Annotated in this window: 15 protein-coding genes; 10 read left to right on the top strand and 5 right to left on the bottom strand. The window is 30.7% G+C overall.

What is annotated here, in order from left to right; genetic code table 11:
- Positions 1-7 precede the first annotated feature (7 nt).
- The 3 genes from L1S33_RS12590 to nadC are packed head-to-tail and all read right to left on the bottom strand — an operon-like array spanning position 8 to position 3,563.
- A complete protein-coding gene (locus tag L1S33_RS12590) occupies positions 8-580 on the bottom strand; it encodes a pentapeptide repeat-containing protein (protein ID WP_240552514.1) in 573 nt (190 codons plus the stop codon).
- The gene (locus L1S33_RS12595; RefSeq protein ID WP_240552515.1) at positions 581-2,680 is read right to left on the bottom strand and encodes a M3 family metallopeptidase; all 2,100 of its coding nucleotides are present in this window, start codon (positions 2,678-2,680) and stop codon (positions 581-583) included.
- Between the two features lie 22 nt (positions 2,681-2,702).
- Positions 2,703-3,563 carry a carboxylating nicotinate-nucleotide diphosphorylase gene (nadC, locus tag L1S33_RS12600; RefSeq protein ID WP_240552516.1) on the bottom strand — a complete coding sequence of 287 codons (861 nt, stop codon included), beginning with the start codon at positions 3,561-3,563 and terminating at the stop codon, positions 2,703-2,705.
- Between the two features lie 64 nt (positions 3,564-3,627).
- On the opposite strand from nadC, the gene rlmH reads away from it, so the two are divergent.
- The 10 genes from rlmH (at position 3,628) to L1S33_RS12650 (ending at position 13,422) form a co-directional block, all read left to right on the top strand.
- Positions 3,628-4,101: a 23S rRNA (pseudouridine(1915)-N(3))-methyltransferase RlmH gene (gene rlmH / locus L1S33_RS12605; RefSeq protein ID WP_240552517.1), complete on the top strand. Its 474-nt coding sequence runs from the start codon at positions 3,628-3,630 to the stop codon at positions 4,099-4,101.
- 13 nt (positions 4,102-4,114) lie between these two features.
- On the top strand, positions 4,115-6,238 hold the full coding sequence (locus L1S33_RS12610) for a Tex family protein (RefSeq protein ID WP_240552518.1): 2,124 nt from the start codon (positions 4,115-4,117) through the stop codon (positions 6,236-6,238).
- A gap of 25 nt (positions 6,239-6,263) precedes the next feature.
- Entirely contained in the window at positions 6,264-6,410 is a 147-nt protein-coding gene (locus tag L1S33_RS12615; RefSeq protein WP_240552519.1) for a hypothetical protein, read from the top strand.
- A 170-nt stretch (positions 6,411-6,580) separates the two neighbouring features.
- A complete protein-coding gene (locus tag L1S33_RS12620) occupies positions 6,581-8,905 on the top strand; it encodes a type IA DNA topoisomerase (protein WP_240562597.1) in 2,325 nt (774 codons plus the stop codon).
- Between the two features lie 2 nt (positions 8,906-8,907).
- Positions 8,908-9,489 (top strand): non-canonical purine NTP diphosphatase, encoded by a 582-nt coding sequence (locus tag L1S33_RS12625; RefSeq protein WP_240562598.1) that lies wholly within the window; start codon positions 8,908-8,910, stop codon positions 9,487-9,489.
- A 72-nt stretch (positions 9,490-9,561) separates the two neighbouring features.
- Positions 9,562-10,590 (top strand): FecCD family ABC transporter permease, encoded by a 1,029-nt coding sequence (locus L1S33_RS12630; protein WP_240562599.1) that lies wholly within the window; start codon positions 9,562-9,564, stop codon positions 10,588-10,590.
- A gap of 17 nt (positions 10,591-10,607) precedes the next feature.
- Positions 10,608-11,405, top strand: coding sequence for an ABC transporter ATP-binding protein (locus tag L1S33_RS12635; protein ID WP_240562616.1), 798 nt, complete (start codon positions 10,608-10,610; stop codon positions 11,403-11,405).
- 68 nt (positions 11,406-11,473) lie between these two features.
- Complete coding sequence (locus tag L1S33_RS12640) at positions 11,474-12,514, top strand: M28 family metallopeptidase (RefSeq protein WP_240552523.1); 1,041 nt, start codon at positions 11,474-11,476, stop codon at positions 12,512-12,514.
- A gap of 184 nt (positions 12,515-12,698) precedes the next feature.
- Positions 12,699-13,064, top strand: coding sequence for a DUF6864 domain-containing function (locus tag L1S33_RS12645; protein WP_240562600.1), 366 nt, complete (start codon positions 12,699-12,701; stop codon positions 13,062-13,064).
- Entirely contained in the window at positions 13,054-13,422 is a 369-nt protein-coding gene (locus L1S33_RS12650; RefSeq protein WP_240562601.1) for a hypothetical protein, read from the top strand. Before L1S33_RS12645 ends, L1S33_RS12650 begins: the two co-directional genes overlap by 11 nt.
- 200 nt (positions 13,423-13,622) lie before the next feature.
- Here the strand turns inward: L1S33_RS12650 and holA are convergent, their stop codons facing one another.
- Both holA and L1S33_RS12660 read right to left on the bottom strand, forming a co-directional pair.
- Positions 13,623-14,624 carry a DNA polymerase III subunit delta gene (gene holA, locus L1S33_RS12655; protein WP_240562602.1) on the bottom strand — a complete coding sequence of 334 codons (1,002 nt, stop codon included), beginning with the start codon at positions 14,622-14,624 and terminating at the stop codon, positions 13,623-13,625.
- Entirely contained in the window at positions 14,624-15,112 is a 489-nt protein-coding gene (locus tag L1S33_RS12660; protein ID WP_240562603.1) for an AAA family ATPase, read from the bottom strand. Before L1S33_RS12660 ends, holA begins: the two co-directional genes overlap by 1 nt.

A 15,112-nucleotide genomic window follows, 5' to 3' on the forward strand; every position in this document is an offset into this window, starting at 1 on the left:
ATTACAGTTACTCAATAATAATCTTAAATTTATTTAACAGTCCTTCTAAGCTTTCTCTACTAAACCTTGCTCCTTTTAAGCGATTTTCTTGAGGATCTATTAAAAAATTTATTGCATTCCTAAAATCTGATTTCTCTAAATTAGTTCGACTAAAAATGGCCAGTTTTAAATCTGATTTGTCAAAAATTGTACTTGTTGCATCTGCTTCCGTAAAATCTACTTCTTGTAAATTACAATTTATAAATTTTGTTTTAGGCATTTTTAATTGATAAAAAGATGATAAATTCAATTGACAATCTTTAAAATAAAACTGTAATAAGAAAGCGTCACATTCATTAAATTTTACGCCTAATAACTTACAGTTGAAAAATTGTACATCTTTAAAAGCAGAGCCTTTAATAATTGCATTACTAAAATTACAATCTATAAACTCACATTCTAAAAATTCAATATTAGAAATATGTGCTTTTTCGAAATTACAGTTCTTAAAGGTACAATTATCATACTCTCCTTTTATGAATGTAGTTGTAGTAAAATCAACTTTTGAGTATTCTTTGCTATCGAAATAGTTATCTGTCATTTACTTTAAACCTCTGGCTTTTAACATTGGTGTTGCTTCTGGGTTTCTTCCTGCAAAGACTTTATACATTTCTGCATAATCCATGGTGTTTCCTTTAGATAAAACTTGCTCACGGAATTTTTGTCCGTTTTCACGAGTTAATAATCCGTTATCTTTAAACCAATCATACGCATCATGACTTAACATTTCTGTCCATAAATACGAATAATAACCTGCTGCGTAACCTCCGCTAAAAATATGTGCAAAGTAAGTAGAGCGATATCTTGGTGGAACTTCATCTACATTTAATTTCATTTTTGCCAATGCTTCTAATTCAAACTTAGCAACATCTGTAATTTTTTCATCTGCAGAAATTGTGTGCCATTTCATATCTAAACTAGAAGAACATAAGTTTTCAATCATAGAATATCCTTGGTTAAAAGTTCCTGCATCTTTTATTTTTTTCAATAATGAAGCAGGAATAACTTCTCCTGTTTTATAATGAATTGCATAATTATTTAAAACTTCAGGATGTGTAGACCAATTCTCGTTAAACTGAGATGGAAATTCTACAAAATCTCTTGCTGTACTTGTACCAGAAATTGATGCATATTTTTGATTTCCAAATAAACCGTGTAACGCGTGTCCAAACTCATGAAACATCGTTTCTACTTCACCAAAACTGATTAATGCTGGTTCTCCTTCAGCTGGCTTTGGAGAGTTACACACATTATAGATAACTGGTTTTTGTTTGCGTAATTTAGATTGCTTTACAAAAGCAGACATCCAAGCGCCACCTCTTTTACTATCTCTTGCAAAGAAATCTCCGAAGTATAAACCTAATTTACTTCCGTCTTCTTCAAACAACTCATACACAACAACATCTGGATGATATACTGGTATATCTGTACGCTTTTTAAAAGTGATTCCGTATAGTTTTGTTGCAGCATAAAAAACTCCTTTTTCAAGAACATTTGTTACTTCGAAATATGGCTTTACTTCCTCTTCATTTAAATCGTACTTAGATTTTCTTACTTTTTCTGCGTAATGATTCCAATCGTAAGGCGCTAATTTAAAGTCTTTTCCTTCTTTGTTTATTTCAGCTTGAATTTCTTTTACTTCAGATGCTGCTTTTTCTAAAGAACCCGGAATTAAGTTTGTAAACATGTCAAAAACTTTATCAGGTGTTGAAGCCATTGTTCCTTGTAAACTCCAACTTGCATAATTATCAAAACCTAAAATCTGTGCCTTTTTAGCTCTTAAAGTAACCATTTTCTGAACTAATTCACTTGTATTGTATTCGCCAGCATCAGATCTGTGAATCGATTTTTCAAACAATTCTTTACGAACTTCTCTATTTTCTAACGTTTGTAAAGCGGGTTGTTGCGTAGTATTAATTAACTGAATTTCAAACTCACCGTCTTTCTCAATCGCTTTTATTTTTTCATCTGAAAAACCTTTTAATTTCTCTTTATCAGCAACTACAACACCGCCTTTTTTAGAAGCATCTAAAAGTTTTTTACCAAAGTCGTTAGATAAACTAGCCAATTCAGAATTAATCTCTTTTAACTGCTCTTTTTTATCTTCTGATAAATTAGCTCCTGCTTTTGCAAAATTCTTATAGTATTCTCCAACTAAATGTTTAGACTCAGCATCTAATTTTAAGGTTTCTAAATTAGAATAGATGGTTTTAATTTTAGCGAATAGCTTAGTATTTAAAACAATATTATCTGAATGATTAGAAAATTTTGGCGCTAATTCTTTTTGGTTTGCTTTAATTACATCATTTGTATGTGCACCAGCTAACCCAAAAAATACAGCAGTAACATTATCTAAGGTTTTGCTACTTTCTTCTAAGGCTAAAATGGTGTTTTCAAAAGTTGGTGCTTCTGTATTCTCAACTATTTTAGTAATTGCTTCATTTTGCAAACGCATTCCTTCCAAAATTGCAGGCATAAAATGCTCATTTTCAATTTTAGTGAAATCTGGCGTTCCGTATTCTAACGTACTACCAATTAATAAAGGATTTTCAGCTAAATTCATATTTACCTCTTTTTTTGACTCTTTAGAAGTACAACTTGCAAATAATACAACCGTTGCAATTAGTATATATTTTTTCATTATCTATGATTTTTATTATTAGTTAGTCAATCGCTTTTAAGCTTAAATCTAAGTTATAAACCGAATGTGTTAATGCACCAGAAGAAATAAAATCTACACCACAATGCGCATATTTTCTAATCGTTTTTTCGTTAATTCCTCCAGAAGATTCTGTTAAACATGTATCGCCAATTAAGGCAACTGCTTTACGCGTATCTTCGTAATTAAAATTATCAATTAGAATTCTGTAAACACCTTCATTAGACAAAATTTCTTTGATTTCTTCTAAACTTCTAGCTTCTACAATTATCTTAATATCTAAACCTTTTTCAGCTAAATATTGTTTTGTTTTGGTTATTGCAGCTGTAATTCCGCCAGCAAAATCAATGTGATTATCTTTAATCATCACCATATCGTACAATGCAAATCTGTGGTTTTCTCCACCTCCAATTTTTACAGCCCATTTTTCTAAAGCTCTAATTCCTGGAGTCGTTTTTCTAGTATCTAAAACTTTGGTTTTGGTGCCTTCTAACAAGCCCATAAAAAAAGCAGTTTTAGTTGCTATTGCAGACATACGTTGCATTGCGTTTAAAACCAAACGCTCTGCCATTAATATAGATTGAGATTTTCCTGAAACATGAAAAACAATGTCTCCATACTTTACTTTTTCGCCATCATTTATAAAGGTTTCTACTTGTAAATCTTTGTCAACATAAGAAAAAACTTGCTTTGCAAACTCCACACCAGCAATAATTCCTTCATCTTTAACCAATAACTTTGCTTTTCCTTGCGCATCTGCAGGAATACAAGAAAGTGATGTATGATCGCCATCTCCAATGTCTTCTCTTAATGCGTTTGTAATTATTAAATCGAGTTCTTTATTAAATTGTTCTTTTGAAATCATTTTTTACTTTAATTATATGTGCTAAAATAAGACAATTTTTAATGATTAATTGTAATTTTGAATTATGAAAATCAAGTTACTTGCTATTGGTAAAACCGATGATAAAAATTTAATTCAACTTATTGATAACTATCAAAATAGATTAAAGCATTATATAAAGTTTGAATTGGAAATAATTCCTGACATTAAAAATGTGAAGAATCTGAGTGAAATTCAGCAAAAAGAAAAAGAAGGGAATTTAATTTTAAGCAAGCTTCAAAATACTGATAATTTAGTTTTATTAGATGATAAAGGCAAGCACTTTACTTCTATTGAGTTTTCTAAATATCTTCAGAAAAAAATGAATTCGGGCATTAAGCAACTAGTGTTGGTTATTGGAGGTCCTTATGGATTTTCGGAAGCTGTTTATAAAAAATCAGTCGGAAAAATATCATTATCAAAAATGACTTTTTCTCACCAAATGATTCGTTTATTTATTGTTGAACAACTCTACAGAGGTTTTACAATTTTGAAGAATGAACCTTATCATCACGAATAACTCTTAGACAAACATGCAATTACTTCAATATATAATTCAACAGACACAATTAACCGAAAAGTCTGTAAAAAACACCATTTCATTATTAAATGAAGATGCTACAATTCCATTTATTTCTAGATATAGAAAAGAAATGACAGGTAATTTAGATGAAGTTGAAATTGGTGAAATTGTAAAATTTAAAGAACTTTTTGAAGCTTTAGAAAAGCGTAAAAAAGCTATTTTAAAAGCGTTGGAAGAACAAGACGTTTTAACTGCTGAATTAGAACAAAAAGTTAACAATTCTAAAGATTTAATTGCATTAGAAGACTTGTATTTACCGTTTAAGAAAAAACGAAAAACAAAAGCAGAAACTGCCCGTTTACAAGGTTTAGAACCGTTGGCAAAAATGATAATGAGTCAGCGTGTAAATGATTTAGAATCTACTGCTTCTAAATATACAAATAACGAAGTTGAAACCATTGAAGACGCTTTAGAAGGTGCACGTTTTATTATTGCTGAATGGATTAATGAAAGAACCGATATTAGAAATAATATTAGAAGAGAATTAGAAAGACATGCTACAATTTCATCAAAAATAATAAAGAGTAAAAAGGATGATGAAAAAGCACAGAAATTTAAAGATTATTTTGATTGGAGCGAGTCTTTAAGCCGAATTCCTTCCCACAGATTATTAGCTATTTTAAGAGCAGAAAGCGAGGGTTTTATTAGAGTTAAAATTGAAATTGATTCTGATAGATTATTGCAAAGAGTTGAGAACAGAATCATTAGAACTCAAAATGAATGTACTCCTCAAATAGAACTCGCTATAAAGGATGCTTTTAAACGTTTGTTATATCCGTCTTTGTCAAATGAAAGATTATCATTAGCCAAAGAAAAAGCAGATGAAGATGCAATTACCGTATTTTCTAAAAACCTAAAACAGTTACTTTTAGGTGCTCCTTTAGGTGAAAAAAGAATTTTAGCCATCGATCCTGGATTTAAATCTGGTTGTAAAATTGTTTGCTTAAATGAACAAGGAGAATTAGAACATAACGAAACTATTTTTCCGCATGCACCACAAAATCAAACTATTGAAGCCATAAAAAAAATAAGTTCTTTAGCAGAATCTTATAAAATTGAAGCCATTGCAATTGGAAACGGAACTGCTTCTAGAGAAACCGAACAATTGGTACAAAAAATTCAGTTTAAAAATACTATTGATGTTTTTGTGGTAAGTGAAGCTGGCGCTTCTATTTATTCGGCTTCTAAAATTGCCAGAGACGAATTCCCTAATTATGATGTTACCGTTCGTGGTTCGGTTTCAATTGGTAGACGTTTACAGGATCCTTTGGCAGAATTGGTAAAGATTGATGCAAAATCGATTGGTGTTGGACAATATCAGCACGATGTAGATCAAACAAAATTGAAAAAATCACTTGATACAACTGTAGAAAGTTGTGTAAATACTATTGGCGTAAACATAAATACGGCAAGTGAATCTTTGTTGAGTTACGTTTCTGGAATTGGACCAAAATTGGCAGAAAACATTGTGAATTATAGAAACGAAAACGGTTCTTTTTCTTCAAGAAATGAAATAAAAAAAGTTCCTCGTTTAGGCGGAAAAGCATATGAACAAGCTGCTGGTTTTTTACGAATTAAAAATGGTAAGAATCCGTTAGATGATTCTGGAGTTCACCCAGAAAGTTATAATTTGGTTGATAAAATTGCCAAAGACAACAATAAAAAAGTTGCTGAATTTATTGGTAATAAAGAACTAATCCAGAAAATAAACCTAAAAAATTATATAACGGAAACTATTGGTTTACCTACACTAGAAGATATTGTAAAAGAATTAGAAAAACCCGGTTTAGATCCAAGAGAAAAAGCAAAAGTGTTTTCTTTTGATGCAACTATTAAAACAATATCAGATTTAAGAATTGGGCAATTGTTACCCGGAATTGTAAATAACATTACAAATTTTGGCTGTTTTGTTGATCTTGGAATTAAAGAAAGTGGATTAATACACGTTTCAAACTTATCAGATACTTTTGTAAAAGATGTAAACGCCATTGTTACTTTGCAACAACAAATTATTGTAAAAGTTTTAGAAGTTGATGTGGTTAGAAAACGAATTCAATTAGCTTTGGTGAAATAAATTAATAATTTCTTATCTTTATAAAATGAGTACTAAAACAGATAAAAATGATTCTTGGGATGACTTAAGTGATTCTCAAAAGGAACAAATACAAAAAGAAGTTAAAGAATCAAACAAAAAGAAAAAAACCACCTGGGATGATGTTAAAGAAAATCTTTCAAAATTAAAATAATATAAACCCTGCTTATAAATTAAAAAAACTACTTAATTAACAATATATAAATACTAATTTTAGTCCTTCATGTTTTAAAACCTGAAGGACTTCTATTTTATTAACAATCGCAAAAAGAACATCTTTAAATATATAATAATTCACTAATTTCGAATTCGAAAAAATAATCAATGAAAGTCTGTATTGCCGAGAAACCAAGTGTAGCAAGAGAAATTGCTAGTATTCTAGGAGCCAACACAAAACGTGATGGTTTTTACGAAGGAAACGGTTATGCGGTTACTTATACGTTTGGACATTTATGCACACTTTTAGAACCTAAAGATTATAAACCGCATTGGAAAAGTTGGGATTTAAACAACTTACCCATGTTACCAGAACGTTTTGACACCAAAGTTACTGGCGATGCAGGAATTAAAAAGCAATTCAATATTGTAAAATCTTTATTCGAAAAAGCAGATGTTGTTATCAATTGTGGGGATGCAGGAACAGAAGGAGAACTCATTCAGCGTTGGGTAATTAACCAATGTAATTACAAAGGAGAAGTACAACGTTTATGGATTTCTTCGCTTACTGAAGAAGCTATTAAAGAAGGTTTTAAAAATTTAAAACCGGCTGAACAATATGATAATTTATATTACGCAGGATTCTCGAGAGCTATTGGAGATTGGCTTTTAGGCTTAAACGCAACACGTTTATATACTGTAAAGTTTGGCGGATTTAAACAAGTTTTATCCGTTGGAAGAGTGCAAACTCCTACCCTAGCAATGTTGGTAAATCGTTTTAAAGAAATTAGAGATTTTAAACCACAGCCGTATTGGGAATTACAAACCACCTACAGAAATACACTTTTTAATTACGAAGATGGTCGTTTTTTAAAGCAAGAAGACGGACAAGTTTTAGCGAATAAAGTTGCTGAATCTGATTTTGAAATTGTTTCTGTAACCAAAAAGAAAGGAAAAGAATACGCACCAAAACTGTTTGATTTAACAGGTTTACAAGTGTATTGTAATAATAAATTCGGTTTTTCTGCGGATGAAACCTTAAAAATGGTTCAGAAGTTATACGAAATGAAAGTTGTAACCTATCCAAGAGTTGATACTACTTTCTTACCAAATGACGTATATCCGAAAGTTGCAGGTATTTTATCTAAATTAACCAACTATAGCAAACTTACCGAACCACTTTTAGGTAGTAAAATAAAGAAATCGAAACGTGTTTTTGATGATAAAAAAGTAACCGATCACCACGCAATTATTCCTACGGGAATTCAAAGTAATTTACAGTACAATCAACAACAAGTCTACGACATCATTACAAAACGTTTTATTGGTGTTTTTTATCCAGATTCAGATGTTTCTAATACTTCCGTAATTGGTAAAGCTGCCGATGTTCCGTTTAAAACAACAGGAAAAGAGATTATAAATAAAGGTTGGCGCGTTGTTTTTGAAACCGAAGAAAGTAAAATTAAAAAGGAATTAAATCAACAATTAACTTTGCCTTCTTTTGTAAAAGGTGAAAAAGGAACGCACGAACCTTCGTTTTTAGAAAAGGAAACAAAACCTCCAAGAAATTTTACGGAAGCAAGTTTATTACGCGCCATGGAAACTGCTGGAAAGCAAGTTGATGATGATGAAATGCGTGAATTGATGAAGGAAAACGGAATTGGAAGACCTTCTACAAGAGCAAGTATTATTGAAACTTTGTTCCGAAGAAAATATATAGAACGTAAGAAAAAATTGGTTTTACCAACGCAAACTGGTATTGACTTAATTAATATTATTGACAACGAATTATTAAAATCTGCCGAGTTAACTGGACGTTGGGAAAAACGTTTAAAGGAAATTGAAAGAGGAGATTTTAACGCGGGAACCTTCATTAAGAACATGAAGAAGATGGTAGATGAATTGGTCTATGAAGTGCGTTCTAACACTTCTAAAAAGAGAATTTCTGCTGTTACTTCGAGCGCAGTCGAGAAGTCTCAAAAGATTTCTCCAAAAACTAAAAAAACAAAATCTAAGCAAGTTGCAGGTAAAACCTGTCCGAAATGTAAAAAAGGACACATTTTAAAAGGTTCTTCTGCTTTTGGTTGTTCTGAATATAAAAACAATTGCGATTTAAAAATTCCGTTTGAAGTTTACGGAAAGAAAGTATCTGAAAATCAAATTATACGTTTGATAGACAAAGGTTGTACAACCAATTTAAAAGGTTTTAAAACCGATGCTGGTAAAGTTGAAGGATTGATTCGTTTTGATGAAAACTTCAACCTAAAATTAGAACAAAAGCAAACTATCACCTCGAGCGCAGTAGAGAATTCTTCTAATAAAATTCCATGTCCAAAGTGTAAAAAAGGAACTATTTTAAAAGGAAAAACTGCTTATGGTTGTTCTGCTTATAAAACAGGTTGCGATTTTGTTTTCACCTTTGAAAACATTAAAAAAATGGCAAATGGGCAGCCTTTAACCAAAGAATTGGTTTTAAAAATTATATCGAGTTAAATATGAAATTAGTTTTCGCCACAAACAATACAAATAAACTTTCTGAAGTTCAAAAAATGCTCCCAAACTCAATAGAACTATTGAGCTTAAAAGACATTAATTGTTTTGATGAAATTGAAGAAACTGCAACAACTTTAGACGGAAACGCAAAAATTAAAGCCGATTATATTACACAAAAATTTGGCTATAATTGTTTTGCTGATGATACTGGTTTAGAAGTTGAAAGTTTAGACAATAAACCTGGCGTGTATTCTGCTCGTTATGCTGGAGAACCAACAAATTCAGAAAATAACATGCAAAAATTATTGACTGAATTAGAAAACAACACCAATAGAAAAGCACAATTTAGAACTTCGGTTTGTTTAAATTTAAGTGGCAAACAGTTTTTATTTAACGGAATTTGTAAAGGTGAAATTCTATCAGAGAAACAAGGCGAAAAAGGTTTTGGATATGATCCTATTTTTAAACCAAACGGATTTACAAGTTCTTTTGCAGAAATGTCTTCAGAAGAAAAAAATAAAATTTCGCATCGAGGAATTGCAATTAAAGAGTTGGTAGAATTTTTGGAAGAAAATTATTCGTAAACTTGTCATTCCTGCGCAGGCAGGAATCCAAACAAACTTAAAATAGATTCCTGCTTGCGCAGGAATGACAAAATGAAACAACAAAAACACACAAAACACTTTATTTTATTAGCAGTTTTACTGTTAGTATTTTTCTTTGTGAATCTCAGTTTGGGGTCAGTTTCTATTCCGTTTGAGGATATTTTAAAAAGTTTGTCTGGCGGAAACCCAGCCAAAGAAAGTTGGCAAACAATCATTTTAAATTTTAGATTACCAAAAGCAATTACCGCAATCTTAGTAGGTTCTGGCTTATCTATTTGCGGTTTATTAATGCAAACCTTGTTTAGAAATCCGCTTGCGGGACCTTTTGTTTTAGGTATTTCATCTGGCGCAAGTTTAGGTGTTGCAATATTAATTTTAGGTTCAAGTCTTTTTGGTGGCGTCTTTTTATCTATTGCATTTTCTAATTGGGCAATTGCAATTGCTGCAAGTTTAGGTGCTTTTTTAGTGCTTTCCGCAGTAATAATTACAGCAAATAGAGTTAGAAATACCATGTCAATTCTAATAATCGGATTAATGTTTGGCTCACTAACTTCCGCAGTTATATCAGTACTCGCCTACTTTAGCGAAGCTGCTCAAATTCAACAATACATGTTTTGGAGTTTTGGAAGTTTAGGCAACCTAACTTGGAATGAAATACTTGTTTTTGCCATCATTTATTTCATCGGAATTACAGCAACATTTTCAATTATAAAACCTTTAAACAGTTATTTATTAGGTGAAAATTATGCGAAGAGTTTAGGAATCAATATCAAGAAAAGTAGAAATATCATTTTAATGATTACAAGTTTATTAACAGGAGTTATCACTGCTTTTTCTGGACCAATTGCATTTGTTGGCTTGGCGGTTCCTCATATTGCAAAAATGGTGTTTTCAACATCTAATCATAAAATATTATTACCAGCAACAGCTTTAATTGGTGCAATTGCCTTGTTAATTTGCGATTTAATTGCGCAATTACCAACAAGTGAATTTACGCTTCCAATTAACGCAATTACCTCATTATTTGGCGCGCCAGTTGTTATTTGGTTGTTAGTTCGAAAAAAGAAAATATTTGTGTAATATTAAAAGATTCAAAAATTAAAGAATTAAAAAAACATATCGTTCTTAAAACTGAAAACTTAGCTATAGGTTATCAAACAAAAAAGCAACAAACTGTTATTGCTTCAGAAATTAATTTATCTGTAGAAAAAGGCAAATTTGTTGCGCTTTTAGGTAAAAACGGAATCGGAAAATCTACTTTATTAAGAACACTTTCTAAAGTTCAGAATCCGTTAAGTGGAAATGTTTTTATCAACCAAAAGAATATATTAAATTTTACAAATCAAGAATTAGCAACTACACTAAGTTTAGTTTTAACAGAACGTTTACCAGAAAGTCAATTAACAGTATTTGAACTTATTGCACTTGGAAGACAACCGTATACAAATTGGATTGATACTTTATCGGAAACAGATATTAAAAAAGTAAACACAGCAATTGAACAAACTGAAATTGAGCATTTAAAAAACAAACGTTTTTACGAATTAAGTGACGGACAATTACAACGTGTTTTAATTGCTAGAGCTTTGGCGCAAGACACAGAAATTATCATCTTAGATGAACCAACTGCACATTTAGATATTCATCATACCATAAAAATATTTTCACTTTTAAAGAAGTTAGTGGAAACTACACAAAAAACAATTGTAATTTCTACACATGAAGTAAACCTAGCTATTCAATTAGCAGATGAATGTATTTTACTAACGGAAGACACAATCTATAGCGGAACTTCTGAGGAATTGATAAATAAAAATGCATTTGATACATTATTCCCTAAAAATTTAATTCATTTTAACAAAAATTTAGAACAATTCGTCATTAAGAAGAATTAAATTTGAAACTTATGTAACTAAAAGTTACATTTACATTTAACCAAGTAAATTAAACGCAACAAAACAGCATGAAAAAATTATTATACTCAGCTTGCGCATTCGCTTTTATGGCATGTGGATCTGGTAAAGAAGCATCAAATTCTGACAATGATGCAAACGTAGATCAAGCACAAAAATACGCAGCTACAATTACAGCAAAAGATTTAGGAAATCACCTATTTATATATGCTTCTGATGAATTTGAAGGAAGAAATACAGGTGAACCTGGACAGAAAAAAGCTGTTGAGTATTTAAAAAACTTCTACGTAAACCAAGGAATTAAATCTCCAATTGGTGGAGACGATTATTTTCAAGAAGTTCCTGCAGAATGGTTGAACAAAAACGCAAGAAGAGGAAAATTAAAAGACTCAGAAAATGTTGTTGCTTTTATTAAAGGAACAGAAAAGCCTGATGAAATTGTAGTTATTTCTGCTCATTTAGATCATGAAGGTATAAAAGATGGAGAAATTTATAACGGAGCAGATGATGATGGTTCTGGAACAGTTGCCATGTTAGAAATTGCTGAAGCATTTAAAAAAGCTGCTGACGCAGGAAAAGGTCCAAAACGTTCTATGTTATTTTTACACGTAACAGGTGAAGAAAAAGGATTATTAGGTTCTAAATACTATTCTGAAAACCCACTTTTCCCTTTAGCAAATACAGTTACCGATTTAAATATTGATATGATTGGTAGAGTTGATGCAGATCACAAAGGAAATCCTAATTATGTATATTTAATTGGTTCAGATAAGTTAAGTACAGACTTACACAACATCTCTGAGGCTGTAAATAAAAAATACACAAATATAGATTTAGATTACAAGTATAATGCTGAAGACGAACCAAATAGATTCTATTACCGTTCTGACCATTATAACTTTGCAAAACATGGTATTCCAATTATTTTTTACTTTAACGGAACACATGCAGATTATCACAGACCAAGTGATACTCCAGACAAAATTAACTACGAAATGTTAGAAAAACGTACGCGTTTGGTTTTCCATACTGCTTGGGAAGTTGCTAACAGAGAAGCTCGTATTGTTGTAGATGGAGTTGAAAACAGATAATATATTTCTTTAAATCCTATAAAAAACCTCGCAATTTGCGAGGTTTTTTTTTATACAATAAGGTGGTTTTAACTGTTGATATTTTCAATTAAAAACGATAACTTCGCTAACGTTGAATATAAGTCATTAAAACGACGCATATGTCAGACTAACATTGTAAGTAATTTACAAAAAACTATGAAAAATGAAAATTAAATCCGGAATTTATGATGTTTTATATTCAGGAACAGTAGTTGGAATTATAGGAGAGCCTATTGAATTTCAATTTCCTGAACATCATTCCTCTTTAAAACTTATAATAAATTTTAGAGATGATGAAAAAGTTAAAGACCCAAATATGGAATTTGGGTTTCCTGAAGATAAAACTATGACAATTACCCTAGTTAATGCCAAAACTAATTTGGGAGTAGGAAATGTTGAATTGCTACATTTAGGACATTTAGAAAATCGAAAGCTTTATTTGAACTATAGAGTTTACTCTGTTAATGAATTAAGTAAGTCTATTAATTATACATTTTATTTAGGAGAGGAGGTTGAAGATGGAAAATAACAGCGGATTCAATCCTATAGATAAATTTGTGAGCCAAGTTAGAATTAATACTCAATCTGAACTTATAGAAATTACTGAAGATAAATTGGAAAATATTTTATTAAAACATTTATCAAAACTGAATAAAATAAAAGGATGGTTAACGCCCGTTTCATTGTTACTTACAATTCTGATAGTATTATTAACAGCAGAATTTAAGTTGTTTTGGGGAGTTGAAAAAGAAGTTTGGAAAGCAATTTTTATTTTAGGTTTAGTTGCAACAATTATCTGGTCAATTATAACAATAATTAACGCAATAAAATGCTCTAAAAGTTCGACAGTTACATTTTTAATTAATGAAATAAAAAATAAGAATTAAAACTACTTACAACACCGTATATAATTTATTGCTGGCTTCTTCCCTACTTACGAAAGTCCTCGCGGACTTTCTTGGTCGGTAATTATTTACTAATTTAGTTGCTTGAAACACGCAACAAACCATATACAACAACGTTAGCGAAAGTGATTTAATTATACTTAAAAATTAGATTAAATATTAGCAGAAATAATTATTTCCTTTTAATGTAAAATCTTAAATAATAACTCTTTTAAAATATCACTTTGACTTTGGTTTGCGCCAACACCTTTACTTTTAACATCTGCATCACGTAACATTGCAATAACTTGTGCTACTTTTCGCATAGGAAAACTTTTAGCAGCTGTTGTATAATCCCCAACAAAATAAGGATTTACGCCTAAACTTCGTGCTATATTTGCTTTCGATTTATCTTTTAAACCGTGATATAATAATAGCTTTGTAAAAAAACCATTTAACGTAGAAATAGTTACAATAGTTGGATTCTTCTTTGGGTTTTCACAGAAATAATTAATTATTCTGTTCACTTTTACCACATTTTTATCGCCAATTGCTTTTAGTAATTCAAAATTATTAAAGTCTTTAGAAATCCCAATATTTTCTTCAATATGAATTGGTGTAATTATCGTTTCAACTGGTAAAACCGACGTTAATTTATCCAATTCATTAGAAATTTTACTCAAATCGTTTCCTAAAAACTCCACCAACATGTGAGACGCTTTTGGCTCAATTTGATATTTTTTTCCGCTTAAAACTCTACGGATCCAATCAGAAACCTGATTTTCATACAACTTCTTACTTTCGTAAATCAGTCCATTTTTAGCAATAGCTTTGTAAGCTTTTTTACGTTTGTCTAATTTCTTGTATTTGTAGTTTAAAACTAAGACCGTTGTAGGTTGCGGATTGGCAGCATAACTCTCTAACTTATCAATTGTACGCGCTAAATCTTGTGCTTCTTTTACAATTAAAACTTGGCGTTCTGCCATCATCGGATAGCGTTTTGCAGAAGAAACTATCTCTTCTACAGTAACATCTCTTCCGTACATAACTACCTGATTAAAGCCTTTTTCAGACTCATCTAACACGTTTTTTTCAATATATTCAGAAATCTTATCAATATAATAAGCTTCGTCTCCCATTAAAAAATAAATGGGTTTAATGTTTCCATTTTTTATATCAGAAACTATATGTTTTACTTCGTTCATTATTCTTTTATAATTAAAGCGTTTAACAACTCTTTTTCTGTAAGAGTTTCAAACCAATTCTCCATAAACTCAAAATTATCTTCGCTTACTTCAAACTCAAAAGTTGCCCCTTTTTCTAAATTACGTTGTACTATACGCTCTCTTCTTACCTCTTTTGGAATGTCTAAAAAATGAGTTTTAACTTCAATATTATTTTCTTTAGCAAATTGCCTAAACTTTTCTCTATGTTTAAATTTAGAAAGACCAACATCTAAAATAGCATCTACACCAGTTCTTTCTAACTGTAAAATTAAATCTTGCATTAAAAACTCTGCTCTATCAATTCGTTCTAAAAACCATTCCAAACCATCTTTATCCGTTTTATCAGGAAAAAACAATATTTTATTCCATTTATCTAAAGTAAAAACCACGCCATTTATTTCAAGTTTTAACGCATTGGCATACGTAGATTTACCTGCGCCAGTATTGCCAACTAATAAATGTATCAT

This window comes from Tenacibaculum aquimarinum (assembly GCF_022478115.1).
GTDB lineage: Bacteria > Bacteroidota > Bacteroidia > Flavobacteriales > Flavobacteriaceae > Polaribacter > Polaribacter aquimarinum_A.

Bases quoted from the DNA above. Each gene is read 5' to 3' on its own strand.
- L1S33_RS12590 (WP_240552514.1), bottom strand. From the start codon at position 580: ATGACAGATAACTATTTCGATAGCAAAGAATACTCAAAAGTTGATTTT.
- L1S33_RS12595 (WP_240552515.1), bottom strand. From the start codon at position 2,680: ATGAAAAAATATATACTAATTGCAACGGTTGTATTATTTGCAAGTTGT.
- nadC (WP_240552516.1), bottom strand. From the start codon at position 3,563: ATGATTTCAAAAGAACAATTTAATAAAGAACTCGATTTAATAATTACA.
- rlmH (WP_240552517.1), top strand. From the start codon at position 3,628: ATGAAAATCAAGTTACTTGCTATTGGTAAAACCGATGATAAAAATTTA.
- L1S33_RS12610 (WP_240552518.1), top strand. From the start codon at position 4,115: ATGCAATTACTTCAATATATAATTCAACAGACACAATTAACCGAAAAG.
- L1S33_RS12615 (WP_240552519.1), top strand. From the start codon at position 6,264: ATGAGTACTAAAACAGATAAAAATGATTCTTGGGATGACTTAAGTGAT.
- L1S33_RS12620 (WP_240562597.1), top strand. From the start codon at position 6,581: ATGAAAGTCTGTATTGCCGAGAAACCAAGTGTAGCAAGAGAAATTGCT.
- L1S33_RS12625 (WP_240562598.1), top strand. From the start codon at position 8,908: ATGAAATTAGTTTTCGCCACAAACAATACAAATAAACTTTCTGAAGTT.
- L1S33_RS12630 (WP_240562599.1), top strand. From the start codon at position 9,562: ATGAAACAACAAAAACACACAAAACACTTTATTTTATTAGCAGTTTTA.
- L1S33_RS12640 (WP_240552523.1), top strand. From the start codon at position 11,474: ATGAAAAAATTATTATACTCAGCTTGCGCATTCGCTTTTATGGCATGT.
- L1S33_RS12645 (WP_240562600.1), top strand. From the start codon at position 12,699: ATGAAAATTAAATCCGGAATTTATGATGTTTTATATTCAGGAACAGTA.
- L1S33_RS12650 (WP_240562601.1), top strand. From the start codon at position 13,054: ATGGAAAATAACAGCGGATTCAATCCTATAGATAAATTTGTGAGCCAA.
- holA (WP_240562602.1), bottom strand. From the start codon at position 14,624: ATGAACGAAGTAAAACATATAGTTTCTGATATAAAAAATGGAAACATT.
- L1S33_RS12660 (WP_240562603.1), bottom strand. From the start codon at position 15,112: ATGATACATTTATTAGTTGGCAATACTGGCGCAGGTAAATCTACGTAT.